This is a genomic window from Streptomyces sp. NPDC002206 (assembly GCF_053593595.1).
Window position 1 is genome coordinate 1 of the sequence record NZ_JBSFCW010000011.1, and the last position, 14,895, is coordinate 14,895.

The 14,895-nt window shown below is 68.9% G+C and carries 19 protein-coding genes and 1 pseudogene; 10 read left to right on the top strand and 10 right to left on the bottom strand.

Annotation, left to right across the window (positions count from 1 at the left end; all coding sequences use genetic code 11):
- The 3 genes and pseudogenes from ACWCP8_RS21200 to ACWCP8_RS21210 form a co-directional block, all read right to left on the bottom strand.
- Nucleotides 1-81: pseudogene (locus ACWCP8_RS21200) on the bottom strand (electron transfer flavoprotein subunit beta); the annotation flags it as partial.
- 200 nt (nucleotides 82-281) lie between these two features.
- Entirely contained in the window at nucleotides 282-788 is a 507-nt protein-coding gene (locus ACWCP8_RS21205) for a flavin reductase family protein (RefSeq protein ID WP_451117457.1), read from the bottom strand.
- Nucleotides 789-984: 196 nt separating this feature from the next.
- Nucleotides 985-1,311 carry a thioredoxin family protein gene (locus tag ACWCP8_RS21210; RefSeq protein ID WP_352268087.1) on the bottom strand — a complete coding sequence of 109 codons (327 nt, stop codon included), beginning with the start codon at nucleotides 1,309-1,311 and terminating at the stop codon, nucleotides 985-987.
- 218 nt (nucleotides 1,312-1,529) lie between these two features.
- Between ACWCP8_RS21210 and ACWCP8_RS21215 the strand changes: the two genes are divergently transcribed.
- Nucleotides 1,530-2,252: a lysophospholipid acyltransferase family protein gene (locus tag ACWCP8_RS21215; protein WP_352268088.1), complete on the top strand. Its 723-nt coding sequence runs from the start codon at nucleotides 1,530-1,532 to the stop codon at nucleotides 2,250-2,252.
- A gap of 30 nt (nucleotides 2,253-2,282) precedes the next feature.
- On the opposite strand, the gene ACWCP8_RS21220 is transcribed toward ACWCP8_RS21215, so the two are convergent.
- From ACWCP8_RS21220 to ACWCP8_RS21240, 5 genes are all read right to left on the bottom strand, one after another.
- Nucleotides 2,283-2,975, bottom strand: coding sequence for a B3/B4 domain-containing protein (locus ACWCP8_RS21220; protein ID WP_451117460.1), 693 nt, complete (start codon nucleotides 2,973-2,975; stop codon nucleotides 2,283-2,285).
- Nucleotides 2,976-2,998: 23 nt separating this feature from the next.
- The gene (locus ACWCP8_RS21225; RefSeq protein ID WP_451117461.1) at nucleotides 2,999-3,598 is read right to left on the bottom strand and encodes a transglutaminase domain-containing protein; all 600 of its coding nucleotides are present in this window, start codon (nucleotides 3,596-3,598) and stop codon (nucleotides 2,999-3,001) included.
- A gap of 78 nt (nucleotides 3,599-3,676) precedes the next feature.
- On the bottom strand, nucleotides 3,677-4,738 hold the full coding sequence (locus ACWCP8_RS21230; protein ID WP_352268237.1) for a threonine aldolase family protein: 1,062 nt from the start codon (nucleotides 4,736-4,738) through the stop codon (nucleotides 3,677-3,679).
- Complete coding sequence (locus ACWCP8_RS21235) at nucleotides 4,735-5,502, bottom strand: SDR family NAD(P)-dependent oxidoreductase (protein ID WP_326634413.1); 768 nt, start codon at nucleotides 5,500-5,502, stop codon at nucleotides 4,735-4,737. Before ACWCP8_RS21235 ends, ACWCP8_RS21230 begins: the two co-directional genes overlap by 4 nt.
- A 26-nt stretch (nucleotides 5,503-5,528) precedes the next feature.
- The gene (locus ACWCP8_RS21240; protein WP_352268092.1) at nucleotides 5,529-6,926 is read right to left on the bottom strand and encodes a DUF6421 family protein; all 1,398 of its coding nucleotides are present in this window, start codon (nucleotides 6,924-6,926) and stop codon (nucleotides 5,529-5,531) included.
- 342 nt (nucleotides 6,927-7,268) lie between these two features.
- Here ACWCP8_RS21240 and ACWCP8_RS21245 point away from each other — a divergent pair, with 342 nt between their 5' ends.
- Nucleotides 7,269-7,394, top strand: a complete 126-nt coding sequence (locus tag ACWCP8_RS21245) for a hypothetical protein (protein WP_352268093.1) — start codon at nucleotides 7,269-7,271, stop codon at nucleotides 7,392-7,394.
- Between the two features lie 98 nt (nucleotides 7,395-7,492).
- Nucleotides 7,493-8,176 (top strand): glycerophosphodiester phosphodiesterase, encoded by a 684-nt coding sequence (locus ACWCP8_RS21250; protein WP_352268094.1) that lies wholly within the window; start codon nucleotides 7,493-7,495, stop codon nucleotides 8,174-8,176.
- Nucleotides 8,177-8,240: 64 nt separating this feature from the next.
- Here ACWCP8_RS21250 and ACWCP8_RS21255 read toward each other — a convergent pair whose 3' ends face one another.
- A complete protein-coding gene (locus ACWCP8_RS21255) occupies nucleotides 8,241-8,798 on the bottom strand; it encodes a GNAT family N-acetyltransferase (protein ID WP_451117464.1) in 558 nt (185 codons plus the stop codon).
- 75 nt (nucleotides 8,799-8,873) lie between these two features.
- Between ACWCP8_RS21255 and ACWCP8_RS21260 the strand changes: the two genes are divergently transcribed.
- From ACWCP8_RS21260 to ACWCP8_RS21290, 7 genes are all read left to right on the top strand, one after another.
- Nucleotides 8,874-9,260 carry a VOC family protein gene (locus ACWCP8_RS21260; RefSeq protein ID WP_451117466.1) on the top strand — a complete coding sequence of 129 codons (387 nt, stop codon included), beginning with the start codon at nucleotides 8,874-8,876 and terminating at the stop codon, nucleotides 9,258-9,260.
- A 144-nt stretch (nucleotides 9,261-9,404) separates the two neighbouring features.
- Nucleotides 9,405-10,001 (top strand): DUF5134 domain-containing protein, encoded by a 597-nt coding sequence (locus tag ACWCP8_RS21265; protein WP_451117468.1) that lies wholly within the window; start codon nucleotides 9,405-9,407, stop codon nucleotides 9,999-10,001.
- Between the two features lie 86 nt (nucleotides 10,002-10,087).
- Complete coding sequence (locus ACWCP8_RS21270) at nucleotides 10,088-11,023, top strand: M56 family metallopeptidase (RefSeq protein WP_352268099.1); 936 nt, start codon at nucleotides 10,088-10,090, stop codon at nucleotides 11,021-11,023.
- Between the two features lie 33 nt (nucleotides 11,024-11,056).
- Nucleotides 11,057-11,776 carry a phosphatase PAP2 family protein gene (locus ACWCP8_RS21275; protein ID WP_451117470.1) on the top strand — a complete coding sequence of 240 codons (720 nt, stop codon included), beginning with the start codon at nucleotides 11,057-11,059 and terminating at the stop codon, nucleotides 11,774-11,776.
- 19 nt (nucleotides 11,777-11,795) lie between these two features.
- Nucleotides 11,796-12,488 (top strand): HAD family hydrolase, encoded by a 693-nt coding sequence (locus tag ACWCP8_RS21280; protein ID WP_451117472.1) that lies wholly within the window; start codon nucleotides 11,796-11,798, stop codon nucleotides 12,486-12,488.
- A 79-nt stretch (nucleotides 12,489-12,567) separates the two neighbouring features.
- Complete coding sequence (locus ACWCP8_RS21285; RefSeq protein ID WP_326602049.1) at nucleotides 12,568-12,747, top strand: hypothetical protein; 180 nt, start codon at nucleotides 12,568-12,570, stop codon at nucleotides 12,745-12,747.
- Nucleotides 12,748-12,808: 61 nt separating this feature from the next.
- Nucleotides 12,809-13,033: a hypothetical protein gene (locus ACWCP8_RS21290; protein WP_352268104.1), complete on the top strand. Its 225-nt coding sequence runs from the start codon at nucleotides 12,809-12,811 to the stop codon at nucleotides 13,031-13,033.
- Between the two features lie 250 nt (nucleotides 13,034-13,283).
- Here the strand turns inward: ACWCP8_RS21290 and ACWCP8_RS21295 are convergent, their stop codons facing one another.
- Nucleotides 13,284-14,774 (bottom strand): LVIVD repeat-containing protein, encoded by a 1,491-nt coding sequence (locus tag ACWCP8_RS21295; RefSeq protein ID WP_352268105.1) that lies wholly within the window; start codon nucleotides 14,772-14,774, stop codon nucleotides 13,284-13,286.
- Nucleotides 14,775-14,895: the final 121 nt, after the last annotated feature.

The following is a 14,895-nucleotide window of genomic DNA, read 5'->3' on the forward strand; positions in this document are numbered from 1 at the left end:
CAGCGTCAGGTCATCGGCGAAATGCCGGTCACCGGTGGCGTCGGGCACGTACTTCACACAGACAACGATCCTCAAGCTCACGCCGGCTCTCCTACTGCATCGTCATTTCTGGGCTGCCTTGATGCACGCAGCATAGGCGCCTGATGGGGCGGATTCCGGTCGGGGCGACCGACGCTCCGAGCGAAATATTACTCGTCAGTACACCCAGTGCGTCACCCATAAGCAAGCGCTTTGACTGTGACCTAGCCGACGCTCGGCACCCATGCGGCGCCTGGGATCTCTCAGTCCCGCAGCGCCGTGAAACGACCCTGATGGTAGAGGAGCGGACGGCCGGCTCCGGTCGGATCGCCGACAACGGCCTCCGCGATCACGATCCGGTGGTCGCCCGCCGGGATGCGTGCCACCACGCGGCAGACCAGCCACGCCAGCACTCCGTCGAGCACCGGCACTCCTTCCGGCCCATTACGCCAATGGGTGGACGGGCCGAACCGATCGGCGCCGCTGCGCGCGAATGTGGCGGCCAGTTCCTGCTGGTGCTCGCCGAGTACGTGTACGCCGACGTGCTCGGCCTCCGCCACGACCGGCCAGCTGGACGACGAGGTCCCCACACCGAAGGAGATCAGCGGCGGCTCGGCAGCGACGGAGTTCAGGGAGGTGGCGGTGAAGCCGACCGGCCGGTCACCGGCGGCGGTGATCACGGCGACACCGGCGGCGTGCTGCCGGAAGACGGAGCGGAGGAGGTCGGGGGATGCCGTGCGGGCGGTGCCGAGCTCGGGCGAAGCCGTCATGGAGGTGTCCTTCTGCGAGGGAGGCGTACGGGGCCGTGGGTGCTCAGGCACCCGGACAGCGCGCACTCGCGTTGCGGGCCAGGTCCACGTGGGCCCGGCCGAAGAGAAGGAGTTCCGGCGGCATAGCGTCAGACTGACGATGCGTGGTGGGTGCAGTCAAGTAGGTTCCGCAATGTGGGAGATGCATCACGGTCCGTCACATCGCATGTCCCAGTGCTGCGACGACATCCACAGTGCGTGGCTGCCCGACCGCTCGCCGGACGATCCGGCCGGTCGCGTCGAGCACCAGCACCGTCGGGGTGCGGCTGATGTCGAGTTCGCGTACGAGAGTGAGATGCGCCTCGGCGTCGATCTCGACGTGGGCGACGCCGTCGACCATGCGCGCCACCTCGTCGAGGGTGCGGCGGGTGGCCCGGCAGGGCTGGCAGAAGGCGCTGGAGAACTGCACAAGCGTGGCCCGGACCCCCAATTCCGCGCCGAGTTGGGCAGCGTCCAGCCTTCTCGCATGTGCCTGCCCGTCCACCTTCGGCCTCCTGTCAGAGCTCTTCGCAAAGGGTCAGCACCAGGGGACGCAGAGGCATTCCCGGCCGTTCCACGTGACGAGAATCTCGCGCCCCGTGGCCGCGGAGACTGGCCAGCGCGACGCACATGGGGCACGATCGGCGCAATGCCGAAAACCTACGGCTGCGTAACTTCCGCCGGGAGAACCCTCCTCAGGCGCAGAAGAAGGGTCTTCCCCAGATGGCAGAACTCGTCTATCGGCCGGTCATCGGCGCCGCTCGCACCATGTTCAAGGCGCTGGACCTGAAGATCGACACTCAGGGTTCGGAGCACATCCCGAAGACCGGCGGTGCCGTACTGGTGAGCAACCACATCAGCTATCTCGACTTCATCTTCTCCGGGCTGACCGCTCTGCCGCAGAAGCGGCTGGTCCGCTTCATGGCGAAGGAATCGGTCTTCCGGCACAAGGTCTCCGGTCCGCTGATGCGCGGCATGAAGCACATCCCGGTCGACCGGAAGCAGGGCGAGGATGCGTATGCGCACGCACTCGCCTCGCTCCGGTCCGGCGAGATCATCGGCGTCTTCCCCGAGGCGACCATCTCCCAGTCGTTCACCCTCAAGAGCTTCAAGTCGGGCGCCGCACGACTGGCCCAGGAGGCCGGCGTACCGCTGATCCCGATGGCGCTGTGGGGAACCCAGCGGATCTGGACCAAGGGCCGGCCGCGCAACTTCAAGCGCAGCCACATCCCGGTGACGATCCGGGTCGGTGAGCCGGTCGAAGCTCCCACCGACCAGTACGCGGGTGCGATCACCCGGCGGCTGCGCGAGCGGGTGCAGGAGCTTCTCGAAGCGGCCCAGCGCGCGTATCCGGTGCGGCCGAGGGACGCGAGCGACACCTGGTGGGTGCCCACGCATCTCGGCGGTACGGCTCCGACGGCCGCCGAGGTGCGCGAGACGAGCTGACCCGATCGGGTCACGGCCACGGCTGAAACGTCACTCCGGGGTGCGGACGGTGATCTGCGCTCCGGGGCTGAGCTTCTCCAGCGATTCGGCGAGTTCGGCGCCTGCGGCTTCGAGCTCGCCGATCGTCATGGGGGCGAGGCTCTCCAGCAGGAACAAGGCATTGACGGACTTCTCGGTGAGCCGGGTGCGTACGCCCTGTCGCCAGTTCCACCGCCGGCAGGTGACGCCGCCGTCGTCGCACCAGACGACTTCGCCGGGCTCGGGGTGCTCCGCGGTCTCCTCGCCACCCGCGACGGTGCGGAACGGCTCCTGGCCGGTGGAGCGCACCAGCCGCATGGCGCCCTCGATGCGGTCGGTGTCCTCGCCGCCGACCGGGATCAGATGGGCGACGCTGATCGCGTTGTAGAGGTCGACCAGCAGGTTGATCCGCGGCAGACCGGCGTCCGTGAGGGCCCGCCTGGCGAGAGCCTCGGCCGAATTGCGGGTACGGGACGGCTTGGCTCCGAAGGCGGTGTAGGTGTCCCGCCAGGCGGCGACATGAGGGTCCTCGTGCGGCGCCCTGCCGTCGAGCCGCGCGACGAGCCGTCGGGTGGCGTCGTCGAGCAGGGCCGAACTGTCTTCGTTGCTCTCCCCGTTGACCAGGCCGCGCGCCTCGACGGCGAGATGGGTGAAGCCGGGGGCGAGCGTGCGTACGTCGTCGGAAACGGTGAGCGTCGGAGTCATCGGCCGCCTTGCCTCGGGACGGTTCAGAGCGCGGTGGGGAGAGTGCGCCACAGCTGCGTGCGGTCCTCGGCGCACCGCATTGCGCGCAGAACCGCCGGGTGGGGTGCTGCATAGAGTACTGGATAGTCCACTCCATTGGACTTCGGTCCGGTCGCCCAGGCCAACCGCTCCTCGTCGAGCGAGAACTGGGCGTCGATACCGGGCTTGTTGCCGCGCGGGTCCTGGCGGTCCCACCGGTCACGCCCCGGCAGACGCACGGCGATCAGGCCGTGCAGGACCTCCGGATCCCCGTTGTCGTCGGTGAAACCCTGGTAGCAGAGCGCGGCCGGGATGCCCGCCGCACGCAGCAGGGCGGCCAGTGCGTGGGACTTGGAGTGGCAGATGCCGTTGCGGGTGGCGAGGACGTCGGAGGCCCGCCAGGTGACCCGCAGATCACCCGAGTCGACGGAGTGCTCAATGGTGTCGCGGACGTACTCGTAAGCCGCGACCGCGTATGAGTATGCATCGACAGTCTCGGAGCGGAGGTAGTCGACGGTCTCCCCCACGAACGGATGCTCGTGATCGATGGCCTCGTCAGCAACGAGATAGGCGGAGATCTCGGGGATTTGCTGTGTGAGCTCCATGCGCGCAGAGCATACGGAAGCGGTCGACCGGAAGGAATTGACTTTCCGATCGACCGCAAATCCATACGATCACTCGCGCTACTTGGCCATCTCTTCCTTCAGCGCGAGAAGGAATGCGTCGACGTCGTCCTCCGTGGTGTCGAAGGCGCACATCCAGCGCACATCACCGGCGGCTTCGTCCCAGAAGTAGAAGCGGAAGCGCTTCTGGAGCCGCTCGCTCACTTCGTGGGGCAGCCGTGCGAAGACGGCGTTGGCCTGCACCGGGTGGAGGATCTCCACGCCGTCGACCCCGCGGACGCCCTCGGCGAGCCGCTGGGCCATGGCGTTGGCGTGCCGGGCATTGCGCAGCCACAGGTCGCGGGCGAGCAGCGCCTCCAGCTGCACCGACACGAAGCGCATCTTCGAGGCGAGCTGCATGGACAGCTTGCGCAGGTGCTTCATGGCCCGTACGGCGTCCGGGTTGAGGACGACGACGGCCTCGCCGAACAGCGCCCCGTTCTTGGTACCGCCGAAGGAGAGGACATCGACCCCGACCGCGTTGGTGAACGTGCGCATCGGTACGTCGAGCGACGCCGCGGCGTTGGCTATCCGCGCCCCGTCGAGATGGACCTTCATGCCCCGCTCGTGGGAGTGCTCGCAGATGGCCCGGATCTCGTCGGGCGTGTAGACCGTGCCGAGTTCGGTGTTCTGCGTGATGGACACGACCTGGGGCATGGCCCGGTGCTCGTCGTCCCAGCCGTATGCCTGCCGGTCGATGAGCTCAGGGGTGAGCTTGCCGTCCGGCGTCGGGACGGTCAGCAGCTTGAGGCCGCCGACACGCTCCGGGGCACCGCCCTCGTCCACGTTGATGTGCGCGGACTCGGCGCAGATCACCGCGCCCCAGCGGTCGGTCATCGCCTGGAGGGAGACGACATTCGCGCCCGTTCCGTTGAAGACCGGGAACGCCTCCGCAGTAGGGCCGAAGTGGCTGTGCATGACCCGCTGGAGGTGCTCGGTGTAGTCGTCCTCGCCGTAGGCGATCTGGTGACCGCCGTTGGCCAGGGCGATGGCCGCGAGAACTTCCGGGTGGGCGCCCGCGTAATTGTCACTGGCGAAACCGCGCACCTGCGGATCGTGGTGACGTCGCGCGTCGGTCCTTATGGTTGCGGGGTCAGCCACAGACGCTTTCCGTTCACTTCCGGGGCGGGCCGTTCCCAGACGCCGGCGATGGCATCGGCCAGCTCCTTGACGTCGGTGAAGCCCGCGAACTTCGCATTCGGGCGCTCGGCGCGCATCGCGTCGTGCACCAGTGCCTTGACGATCAGGATCGCAGCCGCCGTCTTCGGCCCTTCGTCGCCCCCCGCCTTACGGAAGGCATCGGCGAGCGCGAGGGTCCAGGCCTCGGCGGCGGCCTTCGACGCGGCGTAGGCGGCGTTGCCCGCGGTGGGCCGGCTCGCCCCGGCCGCGCTGATCAGCAGGAAGCGTCCGCGGTCGCTGCGCAGCAGACCGTCATGGAAGGCCAGCGAGGTGTGCTGCACGGTACGGATCAGCAGCTTCTCCAGCAGATCCCAGTCGGCGAGGTCGGTCTCGGCGAAGGTGGCGCTGCCGCGCCAGCCGCCGACGAGGTGGACCAGGCCGTCGATCCGGCCGAATTCCTTCTCGGTCTTGGCCGCCCATTCGCGGGTGGCGGCGAGGTCGAGCAGATCGACGGTGTCGCCGGTGACGGTCGCGCCGCCGTGGGCGTACCGCGCGGCGTCGACGGCCTCCGCCAGCCGGGTGGGGTCCGCGTCCGAGGCGACGACGATCGCGCCGGCCTCCGCGAGCCTGAGCAGCGTCGCCCGGCCCGCCGGCCCCGCGGCTCCTGCGACCGCGATGACAGCGCCTTCGAGCATGCCGTTGCCGTTGCCCGTGCCGTTTGCGTTCATGGCCATCGCCTCCTCGGTACGGGCGCTCACGCGGCTGCCTGCTCGGCGTCGGCCGCGGTGATCCCCTTGGTGGAGGCGATCACATGCTTCAGCTTCTTGGAGAGCGCCTCATAGAACATGCTCAGGGGAAACTCGTCCGGAAGCACGTCGTCCACGAGCTTGCGCGGCGGCTGCGTCAGGTCCAGGGCGTCCGGACCCTTGGCCCAGCGGGAGCCGGGGTGCGGGGCGAGGTAGGTCGAGACCAGGTCGTACGCGGCGAACCAGTGGACCAGCTTCGGGCGGTCGATGCCGTCGCGGTAGAGCTTCTCGATCTCGCCGCAGAGCTGGTTGGTGACCTGCGGGGCGCGGTCCCAGTCGATCTTCAGGGTGTTGTCGGTCCAGCGGACCACGTCGTGCTTGTGGAGGTACGCGAAGAGCAGCTGGCCGCCGAGACCGTCGTAGTTGCGGACGCGCTCGCCGGTGACCGGGAAGCGGAACATCCGGTCGAACAGCACGGCGTACTGCACATCGCGACCCTGCGGGAAGCCGTCGGCCTCCAGCTTCACGGCCTCCTTGAAGGCGGTGAGGTCACAGCGCAGCTCCTCCAGGCCGTACATCCAGAACGGCTGGCGCTGCTTGATCATGAACGGGTCGAACGGCAGGTCGCCGTGGCTGTGGGTGCGGTCGTGGACCATGTCCCAGAGCACGAAAGCCTGCTCGCAGCGCTGCTGGTCGCCGACCATGTCGCGGATGTCCTCGGGCAGCTCGACCCCGAGCAGTTCGACGGAGGCCTCGGTGACACGGCGGAAGCGAGCGGCCTCGCGGTCACAGAAGATGCCGCCCCAGCTGAAGCGCTCGGGCGCCTCGCGCACGGCGATCGTCTCCGGGAAGAGCACCGCGGAGTTGGTGTCGTAGCCGGAGGTGAAGTCCTCGAAGGTGATGCCGCAGAACAGCGGGTTGTCATAACGGGTGGCCTCGAGCTCGGCGAGCCACTCCGGCCACACCATCCGCAGCACGACCGCTTCGAGGTTGCGGTCCGGGTTGCCGTTCTGCGTGTACATCGCAAAGACGACCAGGTGCTGCAGGCCGTCGGCGCGGTCCTTGGCCGGCTGGAAGGCGAGCAGCGAGTCCAGGAAGTCCGGCACGCCGAAGCCGTCGCCCGCCCAGCGACGCAGGTCCATGACAAGGGCGCGGTGGTACGCGGCGTCGTGCGGGAGCAGCGGGGCAAGCTCCTCGATCGCGGCGATCGCCCGGTCCAGCGTCGCCCGGACGGTGGCCGGGGAGGGCGCGCCGTCGGCGTCGAAGTCGATCGAGCCGTCCTTCGACTGCCAGGGGCGGATCTCCTCCACGGCATTCTTGAGCGCAGGCCAGGCCGGCTGCTCAACCACCCGCTGGGCAGCAGTTATCGCGCCGGGTGCGGCATCGTGCACAAGAATTTCCGTCATCACACTTCCTCCACGGGAGAACCTCGCGTTAAGCAACCGTATCCGTGTGCGGTTCCTCGAGACAAGTGGGCCCCAGAAAATTATCCTGCCGACCCCCCATGGTCACCGCTATTTTTCCTGTCACACCTCGCCCCTGCGACCGCTTCCGTCGGCCGGACGGGAGGCGCGGCCCCGACTCGCACGCCCGTTCGTTCAGGCCGCGCGCGGCGCGCCCACGCACGAGCGACACGGCTCGCGGCGCACCTGCCGCCGACGGTGGGACGGACGGCGTCCACTCCCGCAGCCCGCCGCCTGCCGTCCCGCCCCTCTGTCGCGCCACCCACCCAGCGGGAGATTTTCCGCGTGAGCCTCCGTGCCGTCCTGGTCGCAGCCGTCATCACGGGTTTCCTGCTCGGCGCCGCCGAGATCCAGGGTCACAGCACCACTCCCCCGCGCGGGACCGCTCACCTCTTCGCGCCGGGTCGCTAGGCTGCCGAGTGCCGAATTGCCGCAAAGCTGTAGTGCCGTACTGCCGCGTGGGTAGGAGCAGCACGCGGGGAGCCGCCGTCGACGGAAGCGAGATTGCCTTGACTTTTCTCACCATCGGTCATCGCGGGGTGATGGGTGTCGAGCCGGAGAACACTCTGCGGTCGTTCGTCCACGCCGAACGGGCCGGAATGGACGCCATCGAGCTGGACCTTCATCTCAGCAAGGACGGCGCGCTCGCCGTCATGCACGACGCCGACGTGGACCGTACGACCGACGGCACGGGCCTGATCGCCGAGAAGACCCTCGCCGAACTGCGCGAACTCGATGCCGGGCAGGGCGAGCGGGTGCCCGTCTTCGAGGAGGTGCTCGACGCCGTGCGCTCCCCCGTGCAGGCGGAGATCAAGGATGTGGCGGCCGCCCGGGCGCTGGCCGATGTGATGCGGCGGCGTGATCTCGTCGACCGAGTCGAGGTGTTGTCGTTCCACGACGAGGCGGTCGCCGAGATCGCCCAACTCGTGCCGGGGGTGCGGACCGCGCTCGTCGCCAGCCGATGGAAGAGCGATGTGGTGGACCGGGCCAAAACGGTGGGCGCGGCGACGCTCGTGCTGAACATCCGCCGCCTCACCCTGGAGGTCGTCGAGCAGGCGCACGCCGAAGGTCTGAAGGTCATCGGCTGGGTGGTGAACACCCAGGATCATCTGCGCCTGGCTCGCGGCCTGGGGCTGGACGGCGCGACCACCGACTTCCCGGAGATCCGCCGCGCCGGCCGCTTCACCGCGTAGTCGCAGTACGCGGTACTGCTGGTTGTCCTTGTGTACCGCGTACGACCAGTCGTACCGGGTACTGCTATTCGTCCTGCAGATCCTTGATCAGCAGTTCGAAGGCGAGATCGTCGCGCTGCGGAATGCCGAAGCGTTCGTCGCCGTACGGGAACGGGGTCAGCTTTCCCGTACGGCGATAGCCCCGGCGTTCGTACCAGGCGATCAGTTCCTCGCGCACCGAGATCACGGTCATGTGCATCTCGGTCGCGCCCCAGCTCTCCCGAACGGTGCGCTCGGCCTCGGCGATGATGACCTTGCCGAGCCCGCCGCCCTGCAGCTCGGGGCGGACCGCGAACATCCCGAAGTAGGCGGCCTCACCGCGGTGTTCCAGCTGGCAGCAGGCGATCGGCTCCCCGTCCCGTTCCACCACGAGCAGTCGGCTGCCGGGATCCTCGACGACCTGACGGACCCCGTCGGGGTCGGTCCGCTGCCCGTCCAGGATGTCCGCCTCGGTTGTCCACCCGGCCCGGCTGGAGTCCCCCCGGTACGCCGACTCGATCAGCGTCACGAGTGCGGGCACATCGGCGTCGGTCGCGTCGCGGAAGGTCAGCTGTCCCGAGTCACGGGGCGGGGCGGTGTCCATGGTGAGGCTCTCCGTTTCTCTGCTGGGCCGTGCCGCAGCAGCGTAACCCGGAGCTCTGTGCCTAGGGTCTGGCCCATGGTGCATGTGCTGAGCAGCAGGGTCCTGTTGAGCCCGACGGATCCCGAGCGGTCACGGGTGTTCTACGGAGAGTCCCTCGGGCTCCAGGTGTACCGGGAGTTCGGCACCGGTCCCGATCGGGGCACGGTCTACTTTCTCGGCGGTGGCTTCCTGGAGGTCTCCGGGCGCTCCGCAGCGCCGCCCTCGCCCGCGCTGCGGCTGTGGGTCCAGGTCGCGGACGTCCAGGCGGCGTACGAGGAGCTGTCGGCCCGCGGCATCGACGTGGAGCGGCCACCGGTGCGCGAGCCGTGGGGGCTCGTGGAGATGTGGATCTCCGATCCCGACGGGGTCCGGATCGCTGTCGTCGAGGTGCCGGCGGACCACCCGTTGCGTTCCCGGCCCTGATCCCTCGACGGCGCGGAAGTGGTGTTTCCTTCCAGCGACTTCCTGCCACGCGCTCCCCTCGTACATCAGTGCGCCGCGTACGACCTGCCCGGCCGGGGCATCGACTAGTCGACACCGACGTCGTACGTCCTGGGGAGGTGCACTGTGCACGGACCGACGATGTCCAGTTGGCTGCTGATGGCATTGTGCGGGGTGACGGGCGCGTACTGCCTGCTGCGGATGCGCAACGGGACGCAGGAGGAGCGCAGAACGGCGCGTGCGGAGGCCCTGATGGGGTTCGGCATGGCAGCCATGGCGGTGCCCGCCGCGGTGGTCACGCCGCCCGTGTGGGGATGGGCGGTGTACGTGGTGCTGTTCGGCGGGGCCGCGATGCGCGCCCTGTGTTTCGCCCGGCACAAGGGGCACCATCTGCACCATCTGGTCGGCTCGCTGGCGATGGTCTACATGGCGGTGGTGATGGCGGCGCCCGGCAGTGGCGCGGCGGCACACGGGGGTCACACCGGGCACGGGGGGCATCAGATGGCACAGGTCGCCGGGGGATTGCCGCTGCTGACCGGGGTGCTGCTGGTCTACTACGCGGCCTATGTGCTGCGGTCCGGGGCGCGGTTGATACCGGTCGCCGCCACGGTGGGCGCGGGCGGCGGGCCGACCGGGGGCGCCTGGGGCGCACGGCCCGAGCTTGCGCTGGCCTGCAGGCTGACGATGGGGATCGCCATGTTCGCGATGCTGCTCACGTTGTGAGACAGGAGGCACGGCAATCCGTGGCGTACGTCACTTGCCGAGCGCAGCCATACCCGTGGGTAGTGCACCGCTCATAGGCTGACGCCATGTTGGTCTCCCTCGCGCTGCTGCTGCTCGGTGCACTGGCCGCCGTCGTGACCCCGCGGCTGATGGCGCGGGCCGAATGGCCGGAGCGCGAGCCCGTCGTGGCGCTGTGGGTGTGGCAGTGCGTGGTGGCGGGGGTGCTGCTGTCCTTCGGGCTCTCCATGACTTTCAGCGCGGCCGCCGCCTGGCAGGCGGTACGCGGGCAGGTGTTCGCGCCCGCGCCCCATGCCGTGGTGGAGGCCTACGCGCTGGCCGCATACGGGCCGTGGTCCGCCGTCATTGCCGTGCTGCTGGCGCTCGGCGGCGTCTGGACCGGTGCGATGCTGACCCGGGAGATCCGCCGGGCACGGCTGCGGCGCAGGCGGCGCAGGGCCGAACTGCTGGTCCGTTCCCCGTTGATGCCCGGCGAGGAGGCCGGCAGCGGCCGGCTCGTGGTGCTGGAGGGCGAACGCCCGGATGCCTGGTGGCTGCCGGGAAATGCGCCCCAACTGGTCATCACCACTGCGGCACTTGGCCGGCTGAAAGGCCGCCAGCTGGATGCGGTGCTGGCTCATGAGCAGGGGCACGCCCAGGCACGGCACGACTGGCTGCTGCACTGTTCGGCGGCGCTGGCGACGGGGTTCCCGCAGGTTCCGGTGTTCGCCGCGTTCCGCGACGAGATGCACCGGCTCGTCGAACTGGCCGCCGACGATGTGGCGTCGCGGCGCTTCGGGCGGCTGACGATCGCTCTGGCCCTGGTCGAACTGAACGAGGACCGGGGCGTGTTCGGCCCCTGCCCGACGCCGGACGCGCAACTGCCGCTGCGGGTGAACCGGCTGCTGTCCCCGGTGGAGCGGCTCACCGCCGGACGTCGGCTGCGGCTGACCGCGGCGGCGGCCCTGGTGCCGGTGGTGCCGCTGCTGGTGGCCTTCGTGCCGGGACTCAGCGCGCTGGGATAGCCGGTGCGGCGGTCCATCCGCGAAGATCGCCCCATGCGCTCCCCCTCACCGCCCCTTTCCCCGCCGGACCGCACGCCCGCCCCCGTACCGGCCCTCGGGACGGGCATCGTCTGCGGATCCCTCGCCCTGGTGCTGTTGATCCTGGTCACCGTGGGCTGGTCCCCGTTGATGTCGCTGGACCGTACGGTCGCCGACGCGCTGCACCGGCGGGCGGTGACCGAGCCCGGACTCGTCCACGCCAACCGGATCCTGACGGACTGGGTGTGGGATCCCTGGACGATGCGTGCCCTGATCGCCGTCGCCGTGCTGGGGCTGTGGTTGCGCGGCGCCCGGATGCTCGCGGGATGGGTGGCGGCGACGAGCTTGTTCGCCACCCTGCTGCAGCAGGGGCTGAAGTCCGCCGTGGGCCGGGAGCGGCCGCGCTGGCCGGACCCGGTGGACTCCGCCCACTACGCGGCATACCCGTCCGGACATGCCATGACGGCCGTGGTGAGCTGCGGCCTGCTGCTGTGGCTGCTGCGCCGGCACGGCGCAGGGCGGCGGGTGTGGTGGGCGGCGCTCACGGTGGCGTGGATCTCGGGGATCGGGGTGGGACTCACCCGGCTCTATCTGGGGGTTCACTGGCTGACCGATGTGCTCGGCGGCTGGCTGCTCGGGGCGGCGGTGGTCGCGTTCTCGATCGCCGGGTACGCACGGTACGAGGGGCGTGAGCGGGGCGGCGCGGGCGGGGCGTCCTTGCCGCATCGTCCCTGAAGCGGCAAGGATCGGACCCATGCTGCTCAAGGGTGCGCTCTTCGACTTCTCCGGGACCCTCTTCCGTGTCGAATCGGTCCGGTCCTGGCTGGGCGCGGTCCTCGCCGAGCGGGAGGCGACCGTGGCCGATGAGGACTTCGACCGGTACGTGCAGGGGCTGACCACTGCCGGGGCGCTGCCGGGCGGCCCGGACCCGGAACGCATTCCCGACCGGCTGGCCGAGGTGTGGGCCACCCGTGACGAGAGCGCGGAACGGCACCGGGCGGCGTACACCGGGCTGGCCCGCCAGGTCGGCCTGCCGGATCCGGGGCTGTACGACGCGCTGTACGACCGGCACAAGTCACCGGCGGCGTGGCGCCCGTACCCGGATGCGGCCGAGGTGCTGGGGGCGCTGCGCACGAGCGGGGCCCGGGTCGGCGTGGTCAGCAACATCGGCTGGGACCTTCGACCGGTCTTCCGCGCCCACGGTCTGGACGCCCTCGTCGACGCCTATGTCCTGTCGTACGAGCACGGCATCCAGAAGCCGGATCCACAGATCTTTCACATTGCCTGCACGCTTGTCGGACAGGATCCCACGGATGTGGTGATGGTCGGCGACAACCGACACGCGGACGGTGGAGCGGCCGCGCTGGGGTGCGAGGTGCGCTTCGTGGACCATCTGCCTGTGGAGGAACGGCCTGACGGGCTACGGGCGCTCGGGTTGGTTCCATGATCCGGGCAAGGAGACATGTGAGAGATGTCCCTGACGCCCAATGGGTCGGATTGTCACATCGGGGCCTTAGCCTGTAGGCATGTCCCGTTCTCCGCACTCCTCCAATTCCATGCGTTCCGCCGCAGTGGTGAATGAAGAGATTCGTGACCTGTGGCAGCGCTCCGGCGGATGCCTCTCACCGGACGACGAGGAGGAGTACCAGCGACTGCTGGTGGAGTGGGCCGCGGTGACGGGCGGGAGTGCGAGGTCTGCCGCGTGAGGACCCGACCGGCTGGGCCATTCGCTGTGCAACCGCCGTCGGCGCGTCGCACCCTGTAGGCATGACTTCTCCCCCGATCGTGATTTTCGGCCCGTCCCCCTCCGGCGGGCGCCGCGTCACCGTGCAGCGTGACGGGCGGTTCCAGATCCTGGGGCTGGCACACTCCGATCACGATGTGATCGTCTTTCTGGAGGGTGCGGGGCTCGACGATCCCGAGCACATCCTCGACAGTCCCGAATGGGTCGAGTGGCGGGGCGGGCGGGCCCACCGGTACGAAGCCGCGTAGGGAACGGCCGATTCCGGCGATCCCCTGCGTCGCCGGAATCAGGCAGCCACCCCGGTCGACCGAGTCCGTCGGGGGCCGCGCTGATGACGGACGGCATGAGCCGGTCAACGCAGAGGTACAGCATGCGCCCGCGCCGGACGTCGGTCAACGAGGCATCCCACCGCGGTTGCCGGCCGAGTGCCGCCGGGCGACGATCCGCCCGGCGGCACTCGGCGTGAGCGTACGGTTCAGTGATGTCTGCGCGGCCGGATCAGTTGTCGAAGTAGTCCGGCTGCGTCTGCACGTTGAGTTCGGGCAGGCGCACCCGCTTCGCCGGATCGGTCCGCCGGTCGTTGAGCTTCAGGACGTCAAAGCCCTTGGCGATGTCGTTCGAGTAGATGTAGCCGTTGTAGTAGTACGCCGACCAGGGGCCGGCCGTGGTGACGCGGTCGAGGGTGACCGGACCGCGCTCGAAGTAGGCGATCTCCTTGGGCTTCGAGGAGTCGGTGAAGTCCCACACGGAGATGCCGCCCTGGTACCAGGCCTGGACCATCAGGTCACGGCCCTTGACCGGGATGATCGAACCGTTGTGGGCGACGCAGACCTCGGTGGCGGCCTGCGGGCGGTCGATCTTGAAGTAGCTGCGGAAAACCAGCTTGCGTTGGTCTCCCCTGCCGACGATGTCGTAGATGCCGTCGGCGCCGCGCTTCGGCCCGATCTCCTCGTTGCAGGTGGCGGCGCCGCCGCCGCCGAGCTCGTCGGTGAAGACAACCTTGTCGGCGTCCTGGTTGAACGTCGCCGAGTGCCAGAACGCGAAGTTCACATTGTCCTGGACCCGGTCGATGATCTTCGGGTTCTCCGGGTCCTTGATGGAGAACAGCAGGCCGTCGCCCATGCAGGCACCGGCGGCCAGGTCCTTCGAAGGCAGCACCGTGATGTCGTGACAGCCGGTGGTCTTGGAGACTCCCGGGTTGGTGGGCGCGCCCGGGTTGCCGCCGTCCGGGAAGAGCACCGGGAAGTTCACGATCGCGGCCTTCTCGGGTGCCTTGCGCTCCACCTTGATGACGGAGATCCCGTCGTGCGGCGGCTGGCAGTCGGGGAACGTCTCGCTCGGCGAGTACGAGGAGACGTAGACGTACACGCTGCTGCGCTCGGGAACCAGCGTGTGGGTGTGCGAACCACAGGCGGTCTCGACAGCGGCGACGTACTTCGGGTTGCGCTTGTCGCTGATGTCGAAGATCTTCATGCCCTCCCAGGAGGACTTCTCCGTTGCAGGCTGCGTGGTGCTGGCACACGAGTTGTCGCTGCGCGACGAGTCGGTGGACAGGAAGAGCAGATTGCCGGACACCGAGATGTCGTTCTGCGACCCGGGGCACAGGACCTGGGCGACGGTCTCCGGGGACTTCGGGTTGCTGATGTCGAAGATCCGGAAGCCGTCGTAATTGCCGGAGAAGGCGTACTTCCCCTGGAACGCCAGGTCCGAGTTGGTGCCCTTGAGGGCGTCCTTCGGGATGTTGGCGAGATGTTCGATGTTGTCGCTGTGGACGATCTCGTCCACGCCGGGTATCTCGCCGTCCTCGATGGCGGCCGCGGCAACGGCCTCCTGGCTCGCGGAGAGACCGGTACCGATGGCTGGGTGATCACCGGGATCGGGTGTCGCGGCCGCTGGTCCGGCCGTCAGCAGAGTAGCGAAGAGCCCGGCGGCGGCTGCCGCCACACCCAGACGTCTGCGCCGCACTCGGGTGGTGTGCAACGAAGTCACTGCGTCCTCCCCTGTACCAATACGTGGTTGAACGGTTGACTGACCCCGGCAGTATCGTCCATCCCATGGGTTTCCCAACAGATGGCAACAGGAACGTAATGAAAGTTTCCGACACTTGAGA

Bases quoted from the DNA above. Each gene is read 5' to 3' on its own strand.
- ACWCP8_RS21205 (WP_451117457.1), bottom strand. From the start codon at position 788: ATGACGGCTTCGCCCGAGCTCGGCACCGCCCGCACGGCATCCCCCGAC.
- ACWCP8_RS21215 (WP_352268088.1), top strand. From the start codon at position 1,530: ATGGCAGAACTCGTCTATCGGCCGGTCATCGGCGCCGCTCGCACCATG.
- ACWCP8_RS21220 (WP_451117460.1), bottom strand. From the start codon at position 2,975: ATGACTCCGACGCTCACCGTTTCCGACGACGTACGCACGCTCGCCCCC.
- ACWCP8_RS21225 (WP_451117461.1), bottom strand. From the start codon at position 3,598: ATGGAGCTCACACAGCAAATCCCCGAGATCTCCGCCTATCTCGTTGCT.
- ACWCP8_RS21235 (WP_326634413.1), bottom strand. From the start codon at position 5,502: ATGAACGCAAACGGCACGGGCAACGGCAACGGCATGCTCGAAGGCGCT.
- ACWCP8_RS21240 (WP_352268092.1), bottom strand. From the start codon at position 6,926: ATGACGGAAATTCTTGTGCACGATGCCGCACCCGGCGCGATAACTGCT.
- ACWCP8_RS21255 (WP_451117464.1), bottom strand. From the start codon at position 8,798: ATGGACACCGCCCCGCCCCGTGACTCGGGACAGCTGACCTTCCGCGAC.
- ACWCP8_RS21260 (WP_451117466.1), top strand. From the start codon at position 8,874: ATGGTGCATGTGCTGAGCAGCAGGGTCCTGTTGAGCCCGACGGATCCC.
- ACWCP8_RS21270 (WP_352268099.1), top strand. From the start codon at position 10,088: ATGTTGGTCTCCCTCGCGCTGCTGCTGCTCGGTGCACTGGCCGCCGTC.
- ACWCP8_RS21275 (WP_451117470.1), top strand. From the start codon at position 11,057: ATGCGCTCCCCCTCACCGCCCCTTTCCCCGCCGGACCGCACGCCCGCC.
- ACWCP8_RS21280 (WP_451117472.1), top strand. From the start codon at position 11,796: ATGCTGCTCAAGGGTGCGCTCTTCGACTTCTCCGGGACCCTCTTCCGT.
- ACWCP8_RS21285 (WP_326602049.1), top strand. From the start codon at position 12,568: ATGTCCCGTTCTCCGCACTCCTCCAATTCCATGCGTTCCGCCGCAGTG.
- ACWCP8_RS21290 (WP_352268104.1), top strand. From the start codon at position 12,809: ATGACTTCTCCCCCGATCGTGATTTTCGGCCCGTCCCCCTCCGGCGGG.